The organism is Nocardioides ferulae (assembly GCF_003660455.1).
GTDB classification, from domain to species: Bacteria; Actinomycetota; Actinomycetes; order Propionibacteriales; family Nocardioidaceae; genus Nocardioides; species Nocardioides ferulae.
Genome location: NZ_QZVR01000012.1, coordinates 1 through 19,135 on the forward strand (window position 1 = coordinate 1; position 19,135 = coordinate 19,135).

Below are 19,135 nucleotides of genomic sequence, written 5' to 3' on the forward strand. Positions count from 1 at the left end.
AGACACTCCTCTTGGTGTCGGCGATGACCTCGGTCGCCATCACCTTCGGCATCATCGCGGCGGTCATCGAGCCCGCCTACCACTTCTTCCGCGAGGTGCCCCTCGGCGACTTCTTCTCCACCACCGACGAGATCGGCAGAGGGGTGAAGCCGGCCGTACTGCCGCTGCTCGTCGGCACCGCCCTGACCACCGTCATCGCGCTGGCGCTGGCGGTGCCGCTGGGTCTGGGCGCGGCCATGTACCTCTCGGAGTACGCCAGCCCCCGGGCACGCAAGTGGCTCAAGCCGACGGTGGAGCTTCTGGCCGGCGTCCCGTCCGTGGTCTACGGGTTCTTCGCGGTCTTCTTCGTCACCCCGGTGGTCCTGCAGGGCTGGCTCGGGTTGGAGGTGAACTTCACGAACGCCTGGTCGGCGGGCCTGGTGCTGGGCGTGATGATCATCCCGACCGTCGCCTCGCTGTCGGAGGACGCGATGTCCGCGGTGCCGCAAGCGCTGCGCCAGGGCTCGCTGGCGATGGGGGCCAACCGGATGCAGACCACCCTGCGGGTCGTCTTCCCCGCAGCCCTCTCGGGGATCGCGGCCGCCATCGTGCTCGGGCTCTCCCGCGCCGTCGGCGAGACGATGATCGTGACGATGGCCGGCGGCGCGGTGAAGAACATGTCGCTCGACCCCGGTGAGCCGCACATGACGATGACCGGCTTCATCGCGATCACCGCGAAGGGTGAGAACCCGGTGGGGTCGGCCGACTACAACATGCTGTTCGCGGTGGGGCTGCTGCTCTTCGTGATCACCTTCATCATCAACGCGATCTCGATCTCGATCGTCCGACGGTACAGGCAGGCCTACTGATGAGCGTCGCATCCACCGCCGCCTCGGCCGCACAGTCGAGCGTGCAGGCGAACCTCAAGGGACGCAGCCGCGACAAGAACCCCAAGTCGATCCTGTTCCTGGCCGCCCTCTGGTTCTCCCTGTTCTTCGGTGTCGTCGTGCTGCTCGCGCTGATCCTGGACACCGCGATCGCCGGTGCACCCCGCCTCGACGGCGAGCTCTTCACCAACTACGAGTCGCGGATCAACAGGGACGAGACCGGCTTCCGGGCCGGCATCCTCGGGTCGGTCTGGCTGATGGTGACCACGGCGATCCTGGCGATCCCACTGGGCATCGGGGCAGCGGTCCATCTGGAGGAGTTCGCGGACTCCCGCACCTGGTACAACCGGCTGGTCGAGGTGAACCTGCAGAACCTGGCCGCCGTACCCTCGATCATCTACGGCATGCTCGCCGTGGCGATCATGGGACTGCTCGGGTTCACCTACAAGGGCATCGTGCTCGGCGGCGCGATCGCGTTGGCGCTGTTGATCCTCCCGGTGGTCATCATCACGACCCGCGAGGCGATTCGCGCGGTGCCCGAAGAGATCCGGCAGGGTTCGCTGGCGTTGGGCGCGACCGTGTGGCAGACCACCTGGCGCAACACCCTGCCGTCGGCCGTGCCGGGCATCGCCACCGGCACCATCCTCGGACTCTCCCGTGCGATCGGGGAGGCCGCACCGCTGATCATCCTCGGGCTCGCGGTTGTGCGTGAGGATCCGGCCGGCCTGCTCGACAAGGTCGTGGCGCTGCCGATCCAGATCTTCCAGCTCTCGTCCGAGTCGCACGAGGAGTACCAGATCGCGGCGTCGGCCGCGATCATCGTGCTGCTCGCGATGATCCTGGGCATGAACGCCCTGGCCATCTTCATCCGCAACAAGTTCCAGCGATCCTGGTAAGGGGACGCCACATGTCCATCAAGCCCGCCACCGCCTCCACGGCGCCGTCCACCCACGACGGCCGGCACGTGGATACGCTCGCGACCGTGCACCAGGACGCCGAACGAGAGCTGCCCGCGCTGCCTCCGGACCCGGTCATGGAGGCGCACGGCCTCAACGTGTTCTACGGCGACTTCCACGCCGTGCACGACGTGAACCTCTCCTTCGGCCGCAACGAGATCACTGCGCTGATCGGGCCTTCGGGCTGCGGCAAGTCCACGGTGCTGCGTTGCCTGAACCGGATGAACGACCTGGTCACCGGGGCTCGCGTCGAGGGCGAGGTGACCTACCACGGCCAGAACATCTATGCCCGCGGCGTCGACCCGATCGCGGTCCGCACGCACATCGGGATGGTCTTCCAGAAGCCGAACCCGTTCCCGAAGTCGATCTACGACAACATCGCCTACGGCCCCCGAGTCACCGGCATGAAGGTCGACAGCATGGACGACCTCGTCGAGGAGGCGCTGCGCGGCGCCGCACTCTGGGACGAGGTGAAGGACAAGCTCAAGCAGTCGGCGTACGGCCTCTCGGGCGGGCAGCAGCAAAGGCTGTGCATCGCCCGCACGATCGCCACCCGGCCCGACGTGATCTTGATGGACGAGCCCTGCTCGGCGCTGGACCCGATCGCCACCTCGCGCATCGAGGACCTGATGATGGAACTGCGCTCGGACTACACGATCATCATCGTCACCCACAACATGCAGCAGGCGGCGCGGGTCTCGGACCGCACGGCGTTCTTCACCGCCCGCCCCGACGAGACCACCGGCAACCGCACCGGGCTGCTGGTCGAGTTCGACCAGACCACCCGCATCTTCGCCAACCCCTCTGACAAGCGGACCGAGGACTACATCTCGGGCCGCTTCGGCTGAGGTCTCGCCCTCGGTCACACCAGCGCCCTTCGGGCGGGTCCATAAGGGCGCTGGTGTGACCGTCGGCTGGCGACGTGCCAGCCGTCTTGTGGATGAGCGCAGCGCGGGGATACGCCGAGCGCGCAGAAGGGCGCTGGTCTGACCGAACACGGCCAGGGCACCTCAGAAGTCGACGCGCTTGGTGCTTCCGGTCTCGCACACGATCGACTCCTGGTGCGGTGCTCCGGTCCAGTTGAACAGGCTCGCCGTCACATTGAGCGTCCAGCGACTGGTGCTGGCGTCGATGAACTTGGTGTCGTCGAGTCTGGCGGCCGGCTTGGCGGGGGTACCCGATTCGGTGATCACCCGAGAGCCGTCAGCGCGACGCAGGGCGTACTGGTAGGTGACCCCGGCCTTGCCGGACATCGCGTGCTGAACCGTGTCGATGTTGACGGTGACGCCGTCGATGACCAGCCATTCCCAACGGCACCGATAGTTCCCGGTGACGTCGACGGGTGCCGGTACGGTCGCGGTCCCGACGGAGACCGTGACGCTCGACCGGTCGGTGAACGATGCGCCGGCGATGCTCGGGACGACCACGAAGCAGGCAGCGGCGAGGGCGACCGAGATCGCCCTGCGTGCGTTGTTTGCCAGCTTCATGGTTCCTTCTCTCCGGGTGGTGACTCCAGTCTGACCCGGCAACTTCAGGTGCGGCTCGAGCGATCCTCAAGATCGGCGCAAGCCGCCGGGCGGGCGCCGGTCAGGCGCTGCGCTCGGTCTCGCCCACGAGGTTGCGCTCGTCGCGGAGGTACGCCGTGAGCGCGGCGTCGGCGCGGGCCGCGGCGGCGGCGAGCGAGCCGGCGAGGTCGCGGGCGGCGGCGAGGTCCTGGCGGCGGACGTTCAGCTCGATGACCTCGGCGAGGTCGTGCAGCTCGGTGGTGCCGACGGTCGTGGAGGCGACCTTGAGGCTGAGCGAGGCGTCCAGGGCGGCGTCGAGGTCGGCCGTGGTCAGCGCCGTGGCGATCCGGTCGACCCGGGTGGGCAGCAGTTGCTGGTAGCGGCCGGCGAAGCTGGCGACGAAGTCGTCGTCGGCCAGGTCTGCCGCGAGCTTGCGCAGCGCGGTGACGTCGAAGGCGTCCTCGAGGAGCGGGGAGGTGATCACGGCGGTCTCCGGGGACTCGTCGGCGGTGGAAGTGGGAGCTGCGGGGGTGGGCTCGTCCTCGTCGGACCTGCCCCAGATGCTGCGCAGACCGATCAGCAGGACGCCGCCGAGTGCGGCGTACCAGGCGTAGTCCTGGACCCAGGGGTGGCGCAGGGCGCGGATCGCGTGGCCGACGTTCGGGACCACGTAGCGGGTCTCCCAGACGGTGTCGCCCTCGAGGGTGGCGGTCCAGTAGTCCTCGGCGTCGTTGGCGTCGCCCTTGGTCTTGACGGCGATGTCGCCGTTCCTGCGCTCGATGACCTCGGTGACTCGGTGGGTCTCGACCCGCTGGTCCTCGACGGGGATGTGGTAGGTGATCACGTCGCCGACCGCGACTTCGTCGACGGGCTTGGGGAAGGTGACGACGACGTCGCCGGGCTCGATCATCGGGGTCATGCTCTGCGTGAGCATGGTGATGGTGCGGTAGCCGAAGATGTGGGGGCCGACGGCCAGGCCGAGGAAGGCCACGATGCCGGCGACCAGCGCCAGGTTGAGCGTCCAGCGGCCCGCGGTGCGCAGCACGCGGCCGGCACGTCGCAGGCCCGCGCGCTCGGGCGCGGGGGAGGCCTGGGGGGCGGTGGCCCGGTGTTGGGGAGCCGGGCGCTCGAGGAGGTGGAGGCTCATCGTCGGCTCCTTCCGGGCTGGTGAGAGGGGTTCGCTGTGGATCAGTGGGGGCGATCGGGGGAGCGGGCCCGCCCCGCCCCCGTGGGGAGCGGGCCCGTCGCCGGTCAGCGGGTGGCGGTGGTGGTGACCTGGGTGGCGTTGAAGGTGAAGCCGATGGTGTCCTTCAGCCCCTGGAACTCGTTGCCGGCCGTGTCGGGGAGCTTGAGGCTGACGAGCAGGTTCGCGGTGCGCGAGGCGTTGTCGTTGAGGTTGGTGGCGGCAAGGATGTCGACGTTGCTCTGCGCGACGTCGTTGGTCGGCAGGGACACCGTCTTGGTGGTCCCGCTGCAGACGTAGTTGGCCGACCACTCGGTGCTGCAGCTCTGGATAGTCATCTCCAGCCCACCGGCGGCGTCGAGGTTGGCGGCGCGGGTGACGCCCGGCTCGAGCGTGACGGCTTCCGGCGTCCCGGAGGTGATCGTGGTGGTCAACCGCACCGCGCCGAACGGCTCGCTGGTGGCGGTGCGGGTCAGGGTGATCGGCTTCTTGATGGTCTCGCCGGGCAGCAGGTCGGCGACCGCGAAGCTCGCGGTGGCGCCCTTCTCGATGTCGATCGTGCCGCTCGAGACCGCGTTCTCGGCGACCGTGGTGCTGTCGGTGAAGCCACCGAACGTCCCGAGCCCGGCGACACCGGCGGCGCCGGCGACCAGGGCCATCGAGGCGAGGATCTTGGTGGCGGAGGACTTGGCGATCATCATGAGTTCCTTTGGTGGGGGCGGGGCCCGGACCCGTTCCGGTGCTTCCCTGATGACCACAACTCTGGTCCCCGGAGTTCAAGGCTCGAATCGCTTGTCGCGCATGGTTCCCGCAAGTCCTGAGCCCGTTCCTCAAGCGAATCTCAAGGACCTTGAACGCCACCGGAGACAAGGCGTCCGAAAGGCCCGTCGCACCGTCAGATGCCCGCCGCCCGCGGGGTGCGTCGTACGACCTGGCCGCCGGGGCGACCAGGACGGATGACCTCGCCTGCCGCGTCGTACGAGGCGGTCGCCCTGACGACCAGGACGGATGACGCCCCGGACGGACGGGCAGATGCCAGGTGAACGGCCCGACTCAGCGGGGGATCAGGGCAGCTGGAAGATGTACTTGCAGGCCCAGTAGACGCCGGCGGCGACGAGGCCGGCCATCGGGAAGGTCAGCACCCAGGCGGCGACGATCGAGCGGGCCACACCCCACCGCACCGCCGAGAAGCGCTTGGTGGCGCCGGCGCCCATCACCGCGGAGGTGATCGTGTGGGTGGTCGAGATCGGCGCCTCGAACGCGAACGCGGTGGTGTAGAGCACGCCGGCCGCGACGGTCTCGGAGGCGAAGCCGCGGGCCGGGTCGAGGTGGATGATCCGGCGCCCGAGGGTGCGCATGATCCGCCAGCCGCCGGCCCAGGTGCCGGCCGAGATCGCGGCGGCCGCGGCCAGGATGACCCAGATCGGCAGGTCGTCGTCGGCAGCGGCGAAACCGCCGGTGACCAGCGCCAGGAAGATCACGCCCATCGTCTTCTGGGCGTCCTGCAGGCCGTGGCCGAGCGCCATCGCGGCGGCCGAGATGGTCTGCGCGATTCGGAACCCGCGCTGGGTGCGGTGCGGGTTGCGGCGCCGGAAGATCCACATGATCGCGAGCATCACCAGGAACGCGGCGATGAAGCCGAAGATCGGCGAGCCGATCATCGGGATCACGATCTTGTCGACGATCACGTGCCACTTCACCGTCGAGCCCGAGGCGATGGCGGCACCGACCAGGCCGCCGATCAGCGCGTGCGAGGACGACGACGGCAGGCCGTAGTACCAGGTGATCATGTTCCAGGTGATCGCGCCGAACAGGCCGGCCATCACGACCACCAGACCGTGTGAGCCGTCGCCGGGGTTGATCACCCCGCCGACGGTGTTGGCGACCTCCTGGCCCAGGAAGGCGCCGATGAAGTTCATGATCGCCGCCATGCCCAGCGCGATACGCGGGGTCAGCGCCCGCGTCGACACCGAGGTGGCGATCGCGTTGGCGGCGTCGTGGAATCCGTTGGTGTAGTCGAAGACGAGGGCGACGACGACGACCGCGATGACGATCGCGAGCTCCACGGGGTCAGGACTCCTTGACCGCGATCTGCTCCACCGTGTTCGCCACCTTCTCGAAGGCGTCCACGGCGTCCTCGAGCGACTCGACGATGTCCTTGAGCTTGAGCACCTCGATGGTCTTGTACTCGCCCGAGAACAGCTTCGCGAGGGTGCGGCGGTGGTTCTTGTCGCCGGTGTTCTCGAGCCGGTTGATCTCGATCCAGTACTCCTCGAGCGACTGCATCGACTGCAGCTTCGGCATCGCCTCGGCGGTCAGCTCGGCGCAGCGCTGGATCACCTCCACCTGCGTGGACAGCTCCGGCGGGAGCACCTTCACCTCGTAGACGAGCATCAGGTCGACCGCCTCGTCCATCATGTCCATCACGTCGTCGAGGCCGGAGCCGAGCGCGTAGATGTCCTCGCGGTCGAACGGCGTCACGAACGTGCTGTTGACCTTGCGGATCAGCGCGTGCGTGGTCTCGTCACAGGCGTGCTCGGCCTCACGCATACGCCGGGCGACGTCCTCGTGGTCGGCACCGTCGCCGAGCATCTCGGCAAGGATCGCAGCGCCCTTGACGAGGTGCTGCGCCGACTCGGTGAAGAGGTCGTAGAAAGACGTGTCGACCGGGCGGAATCGCAAACCCACGGAGAACTCCTGGTGAGGCGGAGGCGAACGGCAATCATGCTAGGGGGTCGGTTCGTGAAACCCGCAAGCCAGGGCTTCCTCCGGTCTCCGGCGGATTCGCTCAGCCGGCCATCCGGCGCCGCCGCTGGGCCTCGATCAGCGACTGCTGCAGGTCGACGGAGCCGCGGTTGCGGGTCCAGGTGCCGGACTGGTCCAGCCGCCACACCATCGTCTCGTCGTCGAAGGCCATCTCCAGCAGCTCCTCGATCGCCGCCACCCCGGACGCGTCGGGCACCCGGATCAGCACCTCGACCCGACGGTCCAGGTTGCGGTGCATCAGGTCCGCAGAGCCGATCCACACCTCGGGATCGCCGTCGTTGTCGAACCAGTAGACGCGACTGTGTTCGAGGAACCGGCCCAGGATCGAGTGCACCTCGATGTTCTCAGACAGCCCTGGTACGCCGGGCCGCAAGGCGCAGATGCCGCGCACCCACAGCTGCACCCGGACGCCCTCCTGGGAGGCGAGGTAGAGCGCGTCGATGACCGCCTCGTCGACGACCGAGTTGGCCTTGAAGCAGATCCGGGCCGGGCGGCCGGCGCGCGCGTGTCGGATCTCACGGTGGATCCGCTCGAGCAGGCCGGTGCGCACGGAGTCCGGCGCGACCAGCAACTCGTCGTACTCGGCGTTGCGCGACCAGCCGGAGAGGTTGTTGAACAGGTGGGCGACGTCCTCGCAGATCACCTCGTTGGTGGTGAGGATCCCGAGGTCCTCGTACATCCGCGAGGTCTTCGGGTTGTAGTTGCCGGTGCCGATGTGGGCGTAGCGGCGGATGCCGCCCCCGCTGGGCCCTTCGTCGCGGACCACCAGCGACAGCTTGCAGTGGGTCTTCAGCCCGACCAGGCCGTAGACGACGTGGCAGCCGGCCTGCTCGAGCTTGCGGGCCCACTTGATGTTGGCCTCCTCGTCGAAGCGGGCCTTGATCTCGACGATCACCAGCACCTGCTTGCCGGCGTCGGCGGCGTCGATGAGCGCGTCGATGATCGGGGAGTCGCCGGAGGTGCGGTAGAGCGTCTGCTTGATCGCCAGCACGTAGGGGTCGGCGGCGGCCTGCTCGAGGAAGCGCTGCACGCTGGTGGCGAACGAGTCGTAGGGGTGGTGCAGCAGCACGTCGCGGCGGCGTACCGCCTTGAACACGTCGACCGGTGCGGCCGACTCGACCTCGGCCAGTGAGCTGTGGGTGGTCGGCACGAACGCGGGGAACTTCAGGTCCTCGCGGGCGATGTCGGCGATGTCGTGCAGGCTGCGCAGGTCGAGCGGGCCGGGGAGCGTGATCACCTCCTCGCGGGCGATGTCGAGCTCGCTGACCAGCAGGTCGAGCACGCGGGGGGTGATGGTGTCCTCGACCTCGAGTCGCACCGGCGGGCCGAACCGGCGGCGCAGCAGCTCCTTCTCCAGGGCGGCGAGGAGGTTCTCGGCGTCGTCCTCCTCCACCTCGAGGTCCTCGTTGCGGGTGACCCGGAACGTGTGCACCTCGAGCACCTCCATGCCCGGGAACAGCTTGTTGAGGTGCTCGCGGATGACGTCCTCGAGCGGCAGGAACCGGTCGTTGCCCAGTGGGACGAACCGGTTGAAGATCGGCGGCACCTTGACCCGGGCGAAGTGCTCCTTGCCCGTCTTGGGGTTGCGCACCACGACCGCGATGTTGAGCGAGAGCCCCGAGATGTAGGGGAACGGGTGCGCGGGGTCGACCGCGAGCGGGGTGAGCACCGGGAACACCCGGTCCTTGAACATCCGCTTGCACTGCTTCTGCTCGTCCTTGTCGAGCTCGGCCCAGCGGACCAACTCGATGCCCTCCTCGCGCAGCTCGGGCACGATCTGGTCGCGGAACAGCCGGGAGTGCCGCTCGCTGAGCTCGCCGGTGGTGCGCCAGATCTGCTCGAGCACCTCGCGCGGCAGCAGGCCGGACGCCGCCCGCACGGCCACACCGGCGGCGATCCTGCGCTTGAGCCCGGCGACCCGGACCATGAAGAACTCGTCGAGGTTGCTGGTGAAGATCGCCAGGAAGCGGACTCGCTCGAGCAGCGGCAGCTCGGGGTCCTCGGCGAGCTCGAGCACCCGCTGGTTGAACCGCAGCCAGGACAGCTCACGGTCCAGGAACCGGTCGTCGAACGCCTCGACCGACCCGATCGCGACGTGGTCGGGCTGGTACGCCGGGTCGACGTCGAAGCCGTCCTCGGGCACGCCCTCGCCGTTCGCCGCGTTCAGGGGCACGCTCTCGGTCGTCATGGGGGTCAGTGTGGCACCGACTGGTGAACGTGGGGTGTCTGCGCCGACCGGCGGTGGGGAGCTCTCGGGGAGTGGTCTCGGGGTGTCGTTCTCCGCGCAACTGCGCGGCAGTGCACCCCGTAGGGCTGCGACCGCGGGCAACCCGGCGCGATCGCGCGGAACCGTGCCACCCACCCGCCGCCCGCCCGACGGACACCCTCCCGCGCCGGCGTACGCGCGGGTAGGTTCTGCGCCCATGAGCCGTGCGACCCGGGCCTCGCGCCCACCCCTGAAGGAGCGCCTCGCGCCTCGGCTGGCCCGCGCCGAGGCAGCCGTCTTCCGCGGCGCGATGAACCTGCCCGAGGGCGTGCAGCGGCGCCTGGCCGGGCGGCCGGTGGTCCGCGAGGGACAGACGCTCGCGGTCGACACCCAGCTGATGCTGCGGCTGCAGAAGGTGGCCCGCAAGGCCGGCGCCGAGACCCTCGACATCCCCGACGGACGCCTGGCGATCCTCGAGCAGAGCGCGCTGGCCGGCGGCCGGCAGCCGATCGGGTCCGCGCAGGACGTCAAGGTCGGCCACCTGCTCGGCCGGCTCTACACGCCGACCTCGCACCGCCCGGGCGCCCCCGCACCGCTGCTGGTGTTCTTCCACGGCGGTGGCTTCATCTACGGCGACCTCGACTCCCACGACGCACCGTGCCGTTTCCTCGCGGAGCGCTCCGGGGTGCGGGTGCTGGCGGTCGACTACCGGTTGGCGCCCGAGGAGCCGTTCCCCGCGGCGTACGACGACTGTGTGGCGGCCTATCGCTGGGTGGTGGCGAACGCGGCCGACCTCGACGCCGACCCGGCCCGGCTGGCGGTCGGCGGCGACTCGGCGGGCGGCAACCTGGCCGCCGGCGTCGCGATCGCGGCCGCGCGCGACGGGCTGCCGCTGGCGTTCCAGCTGCTGATCTATCCGATGACCGATGCCCGCGGGCAGGCCGCGAGCCGGCAGGCGTTCGGTGCCGGGTTCTTCCTCACCACCGAGTTCATCGGCCTCGCGTCGTCCTCCTACACCCCGGACGCCGCCACCCACACCGACCCACGCGTCTCGCCGCTGCTCGCCGACATCCCGCCCGGCCTCGCCCCGGCGTACCTCTGCACGGCCGGCTTCGACCCGCTGCGCGACGAGGGCGAGGCGTTCGCTCGCCGGCTGGCCGACGCGGGGGTCGAGGTCGAGCTGCAGCGCTTCGCCGACCAGATCCACGGGTTCTTCAACATCGTCGGCGCCGGCCGCACCTCGCGCGCGGCGTGCGCGGTGATCGCCGCGAAGCTGAGGGCGGCGCTCGGCTGATCCCGGGCTCCTCGGTCACACCAGCGCCCTTTTCCGCGCAGAGAAGGGCGCTGGTGTGACCGAAGTCAGTAGACGAGTGCCTGCACGCCCTCGGCGAGGACCTCCTCGGCCCACACGGCGGCACCGGCGATCCGCACGCCCGGCAGCACGTCGTCCTCGGTGATGCCGCGGCGGGCCGCGCACTGCGTGCACACGGTGACCCGGCCGGTCGCGAGCACCAGGTCGCGCAGGTCGGCGAGCGGCGTGGCCAGCGGCAGGTCGAAGGCCTCCGCCCGACCCGGTACGCCGAACCAGGCGGCCTCGCCGGTCAGCCACAGGCTGACTTCGGCGCCGGCGGCGGCCGCGGCGGCGGCGACCGTGAAGCCCTGGTTGCAGCGCTCGGCGTCCTCGGCGCCGACGGTGACCTTGAGCGAGAGGGGGCGCATGGGCCTCACCCTAGGGCGCGCCGCGAGGGACGCCCTACAGTGGCGGGGTGGCTTTCGAACTCCCGCCCAACCTGCACCCCGACTGTGGCCCGGTGGCCTGGATGCTCGGCACCTGGCGCGGCAACGGTCACGGCGACTACCCGACTATCGACGCCTTCCAGTACGGCCAGGAGCTGATCTTCCAGCAGGACGGCCGCCCCTTCCTGCACTACTTCGCGCGCTCGTGGATCATCGACGAGAACGGCGAGAAGGTGCGGGAGGCCGCGCAGGAGACCGGCTTCCTGCGGTGCCGGCCGGAGGGCCGGATGGAGATGGTGCTGTCGCACGGCAGCGGCATCGCCGAGGTCTGGTACGGCCAGGCCGCAGACGGCAAGCTCGAGCTGCGCACCGCCGGGGTGTCGTTCACCGACAGCGCCAAGGAGGTGACCGGCGGGCACCGGCTCTACGGCAACGTCGAGGGCGACCTGCTCTACGCCTACGACATGGCCGCCGTCGGCCAGGAGCTCCAGCCGCACCTGTGGGCGCGCCTGAAGCGGCAGTGAGTCGGTGAGTCTGCGGTGGCCGACGACCTGCGTGCGCGCCTGAGGGGCAAGGGCTTCCGGCTCACCCCGCAGCGGCAGCTGATCCTCGACGCGGTCGAGCGGCTCGGCCACGGCACCGCCGAGGACGTGCTGGCCGAGGTGCAGCAGCAGGTCAGCGCGGTGAACCAGTCGACGGTCTACCGCAACCTCGACGTGCTCGAGCAGCTCGGCCTGGTGCGTCACATCCACCTGACCGGCAAGGCGCCGACCTACCACTCGACCAGCGGTCCGCAGCACTTCCACCTGACCTGCCGGAATTGCCGGTGTGTGATCTCGGTTGACCAGGACGTGGCCGCGGAGTTCACCGCGCGGCTGCGCGCCGAGCACGGCTTCGTGGTCGACGTCGGGCACCTGACGGTGTTCGGCCACTGCGAGAGCTGCGACCGCTCCGACCCCCCGGAGGACCCCCATGCCCAACCCGAGTCCCCTGCTTGACCTGCCGGGCGCGGTGGCCGGCGACGCGCCGGACGCCGACGTCGCCGCCCACTACGGCTCGTTCAACCTCGAGCAGCGCACCCTCGAGTCGGGCGAGGGGTTCGTCGACCTCTCCCACCGCGACGTGCTGCGCATCAGCGGCCCCGACCGGCTCACCTGGTTGCACAACCTGACCAGCCAGCACTTCCTCGAGCTGGCCGCCAAGCAGTGGACCGGTGCGCTGGTGCTCAGCCCCAACGGCCACGTCGAGCACGCGTTCTACGGCTACGACGACGGGGAGGCGTTCGTCGCCCACACCGAGCCGGGTCAGGCGGCGGCGCTCATCGGGTTCCTCGAACGGATGAAGTTCATGACCCGGGTCGAGATCGCCGACGTCACCTCCGAGCTGGCGGTCACCTGGCGGCCGCGCGCCTCCTCGGTGGTCGAGCTTGCCGAGACCTTCTACGACGGCTACGAGCTGGTCCCGCGGGAGCGGTTGACGGCGTACGCCGAGGCGGCGGGGCCGGCGTGCGGGCTGTGGGCGTTCGAGGCGTTGCGGATCGCCCGCGGTGAGCCACGGCTGGGCATCGACACCGACGAGCGCACGATCCCCAACGAGGTGGGCTGGATCGGCAGCGCGGTTCACCTCGACAAGGGCTGCTACCGCGGTCAGGAGACGGTGGCCCGGGTGCACACGCTGGGTCGGCCGCCGCGCCGGCTGACGCTGCTGCACCTCGACGGCAGCGAGAACCGGCTGCCGGCGCGGGGAGCCGAGCTGCGGCTCGCCGGCGCGGGCGAGGGCAGCAGGGCGATCGGCTTCGTCGGCTCCTCGGCCCGCCACCACGAGCTGGGCCCGATCGCGCTGGCGATGGTCAAGCGCAACGTCGCGCTCGACGCCACCCTCGAGGTCGACGGCATGCCGGCCGCCCAGGAGGTCGTGGTCGACCCCGAGGTCGGTCTGCACGTGCGCCCCCGGCTGGGCTGAGGGCGGGCGGAGGATCGCCGGATATCCGGCGATTCCCGCACTTCTCAGGCGCTCCAGCGCGTGAGAAGCGTCAACAACGCGTGTGAAGTCGTGCCGTTGCCGGCAGCGGGCCAGGGCGTTCGCACCCCCCCCGTCAGGCTGGGGCCGACTCGGCGCTTCGGCAGAGCGGGAGCGCGTCGAGTCGGCGCGACGGCGGAGTCACAGCTCGGGGCGGTACCTCCGCAGCGCGGCGACGAACGCCTCGGCGTCGACCATCCGGGCGTCGATCGTGCAGGGCGGCAGGCCACGGCGCAGGAACAGCACCCGCCAGCCGCGACGGCCGGGCGTGCCGTGCATCTCCACCCGCTGCGCCGGGTTGGTGAGGTCGAACTGGTGCTGGCTCTCGGCGCCGACCACCCGCACCAGGCCGTCCTCGATCGACACGGTCACCGTCGAGGTACGGGTGCGGAAGGCCAGCAGCACCAGCACCACGGTCAGCAGCGAGGCGAGGACGCCGGGGGCGGCCAGCAGCTGGTCCTGCGTGGCGGCGTACGCCGCATAGCCGGCGGCGGCGAGCGCGCCCAGGCCGAGCAGCACCGGCAGCACACCGAGCCCGCCGTGTCGCGAGAACGTCTCGACGCCGCTCGGAGCGCCCGCCGGACGGGCGACGACCGTCGTGCCGCCGGAGGTCACCTCACCGTCACCCGCCCCGGAGGTCGAGCCCGCCCCGGGGGTCGAGCTCGCCGAGACCTCCTGCGGCCCGTCGGGCCAGACCACCGGGGCCGAGCGCTGCCACCAGTGCTGGCGCCGGGTTGCCTCCTGGAGCAGCAGTGCCCGGGCGGTCTCGAGGCTCTGGGTGAGCAGCAGCGCGCGCTCGTCGGCGGTACGCCGTCCCCGCTCGGCCTGGGCGGCGGCCTCCGCGTGGCGTCGGGCCTCGGCCTCGAGGCCGGCGCGCTGGGCGGCGTGGTCGGCGGCTGCCTGCTCGGCGGCCTCGCGCAGCCGGGCCTGTTCGGCGGCGGCCTGTTCGGCGGCGGCGCGCTGCTCGGCAGCCTCGGCCAGAGCCTGGCGCAGTGCCTCCATCGTGTCGGCGGCCTCGCCGAGGGCGTTGGCGGTGCGCTCCTCGACCTGCTGACGCTCCGCGGCGGCGCGGGCGGCGGCCTCGGCCTGGGTGCGCGCCTCATGTTCGGCGGTGAGCCGCTCGGCGTTCGCCTGCCCCGCGGCGTCCTCGGCGGCGTGGCGGCCCTCGGCCGCCTCCCGCGCGGCGTGCTCGGCGACGTTGCGCGCGGCGATGGCCGCCTCGGTCTCGGCCGCCCTGGCCTCGGCGGCCTGATGGGCGGCCACCTCGGCCGCACCGGCCGCCTCGGCGGCTTCGGTGAGCTCGGCCAGGCGACGTTCGGCGAGCTCGGCGCTCTCGCGCGCCCGCAACTGCGCGGCCTCGGCCGACTCGCGCGCGCGCTGCTCGGCGGCCGCGGCCTGCTCGGCGGCGCTGCGGGCCTGCTCGAGGGCGGCGGTGGCGGCCTGCTCGGCCGCGGACCGGGCGGCGGCGGCCTCCCGGGCGGCGTCCGCCTGGCGAGTGGCGGCCTCCTCGGCGGCGGTGCGTGCCTCGGCGGCCTCGTGGGCGGCCCGGTCGGCGGCGGCGCGGGCTTGGGCGTGGGAGCGCGCGGCCTCCTCGGCGCCGAGCCGGGCGGCGGCGGAGCGTTCGGTCTCCTCGGCGAGCGAGGCGGCCGCGGCCTGCGCTGAGGCGAGCTCCTGCCGGGTGTGCTCGAGCCGGTCGGCGAGGTCGGCGGCGCGCTGCTCGGCGGCCTCGGCCTGCGCGTGGGCTGCGGTCGCGGCGTCGGCGGCGTCCCGCGCTGCCTGCTCGGCCTCGGCGCGGACGGCGTGGGCCTCGCCGGCGAGCCGGGCCTGCTCGGCGGCGGCCTCGTCGGCGCTCGCGCGGGCGGTGGCCTGCTCGGTGGCGGCGGCCTCGGCGGCGGCACGGGCCTCGGCGGCCTCCTGGGCGGCCGCTTCGGCGGCGTTGCGGGCCGCGACGGCGGCGGCGGTCTCCGCGGCCCGGTCGGTGGCCTCGGCGTGGGCTTCGGCCTCGGCCTGGACGGCGGCCGCGGCGACCGCGGTGAGCTCGGCGATCCTGGCCTCCGCGGCCTCGCCGGCCTCGCGGGCGCGGCGGGCGGCGGTCTCGGCGACCTCGCGAGCGCGCTCCTCGGCCTCCCGGGCCTGCGCGAGCGCGGCGGTGGCCTGCTCCGCCGCGGAGGCGGCGGCCTGCTCGGCGGCGAGCCGCGCGGCGTGGGCGGCCGCGGCGTCGCTGGCCTGCTGGGTGCCCTCCTCCTGGGCGGCGGCCAGCGCCCAGCCGGCCTCCTCGGTGGCGCGCTCGGCGACCGCGCGGGCCTGGGCGGCGGACTCGGCGGCCTGCTCGGCCGCTGTCCGGGCTTCGGCGGCGACGGCCGCTTCGGTCGCACGGGCTTCGGCCTCCGTGTGTGCCGCGGCCTCGGCGGCTGCGGCGGCCGCAGCGGTGGCGCTCAGCTCGGTGAGCCGCTGCTCGGTGTCGGCGGCGAGTGCGCGGGCCCGGCGCTCGGCGTCGTCGGCGGTCTCACGCAGCCGTTGCTCGAGCTCGCCGGCCGTGACCGCGATGCGCGACTCGACCGTCTCGGCGCTCTCGCGCACGCGCGCTTCGGCGGTCGCGGCGGCCTCCTGCGCGCGGCGTACCGCGGCCTCGGACAGCTCGGTTGCGCGCTCCGCGGCGGCTGCTGCCTGCGCCTGGGCGGCCTCGGCGGTGGAGGCGGCCTCGGTCGCGGACCGCTCGGCGGCCTGTCGGGCGGCCTCGGCCTCCTGCGCGGCCTCGGCCTGTCGAGTCGCCTCGTCGCGGGCCTGGGCTAGCGCGACGGCGGCGGCCTCGGCGGCGGTGTCGGCGGCGGCGCGGGCCTGGGCGTGGGAGCGGGCGGCCTCCTCGGCGCCGAGCCGGGCGGCGGCCGAGCGCTCGGTCTCCTCGGCCAGTGCGGCCGCGGCGGTCTGGGCGGAGGCGAGCTCGCGGCGGGCGCGTTCGACGTCCTCGGCGAGGGCGAGGGCGCGCTCCTCGGCCTCGGTACGCCGCTCGGCGGCGCGGGCCGCCTCCTCGGTGCGGGTCTGCGCCTCGGCGCGGGCCGCGGCCAACGCCTCCTGCTGTTCCCGGGCCGCCTGCTCGGCCTCGGCGTGGGCCGCCGCTGCGGCTTCGGCGTGCGCTCGGGCAGCCTGTTCGGCCTCGAGCCGGGCGGTGGCGGCGGCTTCGGCGGCAGCGGCCTGGGTGGCGGCCGCTTCCTCGGCGGCAGCGCGGGCGTCGGCCTGGGCGGTGGCGGCGCGCTCGGCCGCGTCGCGCTCACCGGTGAGCCGCGCGAGCACGGCCTCCTGCTGCTCGGCCAGCCGGGACAGCGACTCGTGCTGCTCGCTGCGGGCTCGCTCGAGCTGTTCGGCGGCCTCCTGGGCGCGTCGCTCGGCGTCGACGCGGGCGGCCTGGGCCTGGTCGGCGGACTCGGCCAGCTCGCGGGCCAACTGCTCGGCGAGCCGGCGGCCCTGCTCTGCTTGGGTCGCGGCGTGCTCGGCGGCGCGACGGCGCTGGTGGGCCTCCTCGGCGGCCTGGGCCATGTCGCGGGCGGCCTCCTCGGCCACGGCCCGCTCGGCGGCGGCCGCGGCGGCTGCGGCCTCGGTGGCGGCGTGCAGCGCCTCGGCGGCCCGTGGCGAGCCGGCGACGCTCAGCGACTGCTCGGCGGCGTCGTCGGCCACCGCGCGCAGCTGCTCGGCGGCCCGGGAGACCGAGCCCTCGTCCTGCGGCCCGGGCAGCCGGCTGCGGTCGATTCCGGCGCCCGGCCGGATGTCGACCTCGGAGGCGCGGGGTACGACGGGGTGCGCACCGGTGACCTCGGCCCCGGAACGCTGACGGCGGAAGAACCGCCGGTGCGTCTCGCCAGGGGCCTCGCCGCGCTGTGGCTCGGCGGGCACCTCGGCTGGCGGGGAGTCTTCGTCGCCGGTCATGGACCAGAACCTAGTCGGTGTGGGACCAGTGGGGGTCGAGGTGTCGGTGATTCACCGCCTCGGCCGCGGTGTGATCTTCGCGCACCGGGGTCGTCTGCCCCACGACGCGCACTGGCGCGTCCTCGGGCGCACGACCCTGACTGCGACCCGCCCTCGGGCAGACGCATGAAAGACCCCGAAATGCGGATCGGCCCCGCCCACGGAACGTGGAGGGGGCCGATCGCGGAGGTCGGTACCTCGCTGAGGATCAGCGGCGGCGGGTGACCTTCATGTCCACCCGCTGGTTGCTGTCCTTCCAGATGCTGCCGGCCTTGCGGTCGAAGTGCACCCGGACGGTGTACTTGCCGATCTTCTTCAGTCGGTGGGTGCGCAGGCAGGTCGTGGAGCCGCGGTAGTCCTTGGTCTTCAGCGACTGGAGGCCCTTGGTGCCGTGCATCGCGCGCACGGTGATCCGGCCCTTGGGCCGGGTGTCGCTGTCGACGGCGGTCACCGTGACGCAGATCCGCGCCTTGGCGCCCTTGCGGACCTTGGCGGGGGCATCGATCGAGGTGCTCGTCTCGACCGTGCCGGTGTAGGGGCCGGCGGTGGCCGGCGCGGAGGTGAGGGCCACCATGCCGGAGCCCATCATCAGGGTGGCGAAGGTGCCTGCCAGGATCTTCTTCATAGGTATCTCCCGAGTCGCAATCGCTGTGGCTTGCGGCCGTTGGTCTTGGACAAGGCAGGCACAACACCCACCACGTTGTGCTGACAATACCCAACCCGGGGCCCGCCTAACACCACGAATGAGCAGATCACCGGGAATTCACGCCTGTGAAACACTTCAGGTCCTGGCGATTTCTTCCAGATCGGGCCGCATTCTCACCCACTCGGGTGAGGTCGGGCGCGTGCTCACCGGCGGTACTGCGCATGCGTGTCCGCCGGGGCATGGGTGAATCCGAGCCCCGAATAGAGGCGCACAGCCGGGGCGTTGTCGGCCTCCACATAAAGCAGCACCTCGCGCACTCCGGCCCGCGCCAGGTGGGCTAGTCCTGCTGCGGTGAGCACCCGGCCGAGGCCGCGTCCCTGGGCCGCGGGGTCGATGCCGACCACATAGACCTCTCCGAGCTCGGGGGAGTGCTGCTTGGTCCAGTGGAACCCGAGCATCCGCTCGCGGCCCCCGGCCCCGCCGCCGTCGGCGCGGTCACTTCCGGCTCGACGCTCCATCGCCACGAGCAGCCCGGCGGGGTCGAACCACTCCTCGGCCATCCGTTCGGCGAGGTTGGCGGCGTCCATGGCCCCCTGCTCGGGGTGGGTGGCGAACGCGGCGGCGTTGACGCGCAGCAGCTCGGCGGTGTCGGCCGCGTCGCCCGCCCGGAACGCCCGCACCTCGAGTGCCGGGTCGGCGGCCACCTCGGCCAGTGGCGTCGCGGCGTCGCGGCGCATCACCCACAGCTCCCGCGCCCGCTCCATCCGGTACGCCGCGGCGAGGCGCGCGGCCGCGGGATGGTCGCCGTGGGACCACGCGCTGAGCGGACCCTCGCCGGCGAGGGCGGCCGCGGCGAGCGCCCGGCCGAGGCCCCGGCCCCGGGCCCGCGGGGTCACGGCGAGGTCGACCGCGGGCGCACCGGCGGCCCCGTGGCGCAGCGCGAAGCCGGCGTCACCGACGAGCCAGAGCCGGGCGCCGGCGAGGCCGCGGTGCTTGAGGTGCAGCGCGGCGGCCTCGTCGAGCGGGTCGTGCCCGTCGGCGGCGACGCAGGCGCGGCGTACCGCCTCCACCACCGTCGCCGGCCCGTTCGCCGCGCCCCACTCGGCGGGCTCCACCTCGGTGACGTCCATGCCCCCGACCGTACCGACGTGCCCGCTCCTCACGTCTGCGTCGTCTTTCGGCGCGGCCGACGACGCGGACGTGAGGAGCGAGGACCCGCCTCGGTCCGGGCGGCACCGCAGCTGTAACGCGGTGTCCAGGTAGGTCTCGCGGTGTTGCGAGGCCGCGGTAG

17 protein-coding genes are annotated in these 19,135 nt (G+C 72.3%); 7 read left to right on the forward strand and 10 right to left on the reverse strand.

The window, feature by feature from the left end; all coding sequences use genetic code 11:
* The 3 genes from pstC to pstB form a co-directional block, all read left to right on the forward strand.
* A partial coding sequence (pstC, locus tag D6B71_RS14300; protein WP_121256201.1) for a phosphate ABC transporter permease subunit PstC occupies positions 1-848 on the forward strand: 848 nt, incomplete at its 5' end.
* Positions 848-1,762 carry a phosphate ABC transporter permease PstA gene (gene pstA / locus D6B71_RS14305; protein ID WP_121256203.1) on the forward strand — a complete coding sequence of 305 codons (915 nt, stop codon included), beginning with the start codon at positions 848-850 and terminating at the stop codon, positions 1,760-1,762. The genes pstC and pstA, both read left to right, overlap by 1 nt.
* Before the next feature lie 137 nt (positions 1,763-1,899).
* Positions 1,900-2,670, forward strand: a complete 771-nt coding sequence (pstB, locus tag D6B71_RS14310; RefSeq protein ID WP_206051775.1) for a phosphate ABC transporter ATP-binding protein PstB — start codon at positions 1,900-1,902, stop codon at positions 2,668-2,670.
* 162 nt (positions 2,671-2,832) lie between these two features.
* Here pstB and D6B71_RS14315 read toward each other — a convergent pair whose 3' ends face one another.
* The 6 genes from D6B71_RS14315 to D6B71_RS14340 form a co-directional block, all read right to left on the reverse strand.
* Positions 2,833-3,309 (reverse strand): hypothetical protein, encoded by a 477-nt coding sequence (locus D6B71_RS14315; RefSeq protein ID WP_121256206.1) that lies wholly within the window; start codon positions 3,307-3,309, stop codon positions 2,833-2,835.
* Between the two features lie 100 nt (positions 3,310-3,409).
* The gene (locus D6B71_RS23155) at positions 3,410-4,474 is read right to left on the reverse strand and encodes a signal peptidase I (RefSeq protein WP_206051774.1); all 1,065 of its coding nucleotides are present in this window, start codon (positions 4,472-4,474) and stop codon (positions 3,410-3,412) included.
* Between the two features lie 104 nt (positions 4,475-4,578).
* A complete protein-coding gene (locus D6B71_RS14325; RefSeq protein WP_164519679.1) occupies positions 4,579-5,208 on the reverse strand; it encodes a TasA family protein in 630 nt (209 codons plus the stop codon).
* Between the two features lie 366 nt (positions 5,209-5,574).
* The gene (locus tag D6B71_RS14330; RefSeq protein ID WP_121256210.1) at positions 5,575-6,576 is read right to left on the reverse strand and encodes an inorganic phosphate transporter; all 1,002 of its coding nucleotides are present in this window, start codon (positions 6,574-6,576) and stop codon (positions 5,575-5,577) included.
* Between the two features lie 4 nt (positions 6,577-6,580).
* Positions 6,581-7,198: a DUF47 domain-containing protein gene (locus D6B71_RS14335; protein WP_240641420.1), complete on the reverse strand. Its 618-nt coding sequence runs from the start codon at positions 7,196-7,198 to the stop codon at positions 6,581-6,583.
* A 100-nt stretch (positions 7,199-7,298) separates the two neighbouring features.
* Positions 7,299-9,464 carry an RNA degradosome polyphosphate kinase gene (locus tag D6B71_RS14340; RefSeq protein ID WP_121256212.1) on the reverse strand — a complete coding sequence of 722 codons (2,166 nt, stop codon included), beginning with the start codon at positions 9,462-9,464 and terminating at the stop codon, positions 7,299-7,301.
* Between the two features lie 235 nt (positions 9,465-9,699).
* Between D6B71_RS14340 and D6B71_RS14345 the strand changes: the two genes are divergently transcribed.
* Positions 9,700-10,776: an alpha/beta hydrolase gene (locus tag D6B71_RS14345; protein ID WP_121256214.1), complete on the forward strand. Its 1,077-nt coding sequence runs from the start codon at positions 9,700-9,702 to the stop codon at positions 10,774-10,776.
* 65 nt (positions 10,777-10,841) lie between these two features.
* On the opposite strand, the gene D6B71_RS14350 is transcribed toward D6B71_RS14345, so the two are convergent.
* The gene (locus tag D6B71_RS14350) at positions 10,842-11,201 is read right to left on the reverse strand and encodes a DsrE family protein (RefSeq protein WP_121256216.1); all 360 of its coding nucleotides are present in this window, start codon (positions 11,199-11,201) and stop codon (positions 10,842-10,844) included.
* 47 nt (positions 11,202-11,248) lie between these two features.
* Here D6B71_RS14350 and D6B71_RS14355 point away from each other — a divergent pair, with 47 nt between their 5' ends.
* From D6B71_RS14355 to ygfZ, 3 genes are read left to right on the forward strand one after another with little or no spacing between them, the layout of a single operon-like run.
* Positions 11,249-11,743 carry a heme-binding beta-barrel domain-containing protein gene (locus D6B71_RS14355; RefSeq protein WP_121256218.1) on the forward strand — a complete coding sequence of 165 codons (495 nt, stop codon included), beginning with the start codon at positions 11,249-11,251 and terminating at the stop codon, positions 11,741-11,743.
* 15 nt (positions 11,744-11,758) lie between these two features.
* On the forward strand, positions 11,759-12,217 hold the full coding sequence (locus D6B71_RS14360; protein WP_121256220.1) for a Fur family transcriptional regulator: 459 nt from the start codon (positions 11,759-11,761) through the stop codon (positions 12,215-12,217).
* Positions 12,192-13,181: a CAF17-like 4Fe-4S cluster assembly/insertion protein YgfZ gene (gene ygfZ / locus D6B71_RS14365; RefSeq protein WP_121256222.1), complete on the forward strand. Its 990-nt coding sequence runs from the start codon at positions 12,192-12,194 to the stop codon at positions 13,179-13,181. Before D6B71_RS14360 ends, ygfZ begins: the two co-directional genes overlap by 26 nt.
* Positions 13,182-13,379: 198 nt before the next feature.
* Here the strand turns inward: ygfZ and D6B71_RS22840 are convergent, their stop codons facing one another.
* From D6B71_RS22840 to mshD, 3 genes are all read right to left on the reverse strand, one after another.
* On the reverse strand, positions 13,380-17,159 hold the full coding sequence (locus D6B71_RS22840; protein WP_164519680.1) for a coiled-coil domain-containing protein: 3,780 nt from the start codon (positions 17,157-17,159) through the stop codon (positions 13,380-13,382).
* Between the two features lie 247 nt (positions 17,160-17,406).
* Positions 17,407-17,823: a hypothetical protein gene (locus tag D6B71_RS14375; RefSeq protein WP_121256224.1), complete on the reverse strand. Its 417-nt coding sequence runs from the start codon at positions 17,821-17,823 to the stop codon at positions 17,407-17,409.
* A gap of 224 nt (positions 17,824-18,047) precedes the next feature.
* Entirely contained in the window at positions 18,048-18,974 is a 927-nt protein-coding gene (gene mshD, locus D6B71_RS14380) for a mycothiol synthase (protein ID WP_121256226.1), read from the reverse strand.
* Positions 18,975-19,135: the final 161 nt, after the last annotated feature.

Coding starts and splice junctions, on each gene's coding strand:
- pstA (WP_121256203.1), top strand. CDS start 848: ATGAGCGTCGCATCCACCGCCGCCTCGGCCGCACAGTCGAGCGTGCAG.
- pstB (WP_206051775.1), top strand. CDS start 1,900: ATGGAGGCGCACGGCCTCAACGTGTTCTACGGCGACTTCCACGCCGTG.
- D6B71_RS14315 (WP_121256206.1), bottom strand. CDS start 3,309: ATGAAGCTGGCAAACAACGCACGCAGGGCGATCTCGGTCGCCCTCGCC.
- D6B71_RS23155 (WP_206051774.1), bottom strand. CDS start 4,474: ATGAGCCTCCACCTCCTCGAGCGCCCGGCTCCCCAACACCGGGCCACC.
- D6B71_RS14325 (WP_164519679.1), bottom strand. CDS start 5,208: ATGATCGCCAAGTCCTCCGCCACCAAGATCCTCGCCTCGATGGCCCTG.
- D6B71_RS14340 (WP_121256212.1), bottom strand. CDS start 9,464: ATGACGACCGAGAGCGTGCCCCTGAACGCGGCGAACGGCGAGGGCGTG.
- D6B71_RS14345 (WP_121256214.1), top strand. CDS start 9,700: ATGAGCCGTGCGACCCGGGCCTCGCGCCCACCCCTGAAGGAGCGCCTC.
- D6B71_RS14350 (WP_121256216.1), bottom strand. CDS start 11,201: ATGCGCCCCCTCTCGCTCAAGGTCACCGTCGGCGCCGAGGACGCCGAG.
- ygfZ (WP_121256222.1), top strand. CDS start 12,192: ATGCCCAACCCGAGTCCCCTGCTTGACCTGCCGGGCGCGGTGGCCGGC.
- D6B71_RS22840 (WP_164519680.1), bottom strand. CDS start 17,159: ATGACCGGCGACGAAGACTCCCCGCCAGCCGAGGTGCCCGCCGAGCCA.
- D6B71_RS14375 (WP_121256224.1), bottom strand. CDS start 17,823: ATGAAGAAGATCCTGGCAGGCACCTTCGCCACCCTGATGATGGGCTCC.
- mshD (WP_121256226.1), bottom strand. CDS start 18,974: ATGGACGTCACCGAGGTGGAGCCCGCCGAGTGGGGCGCGGCGAACGGG.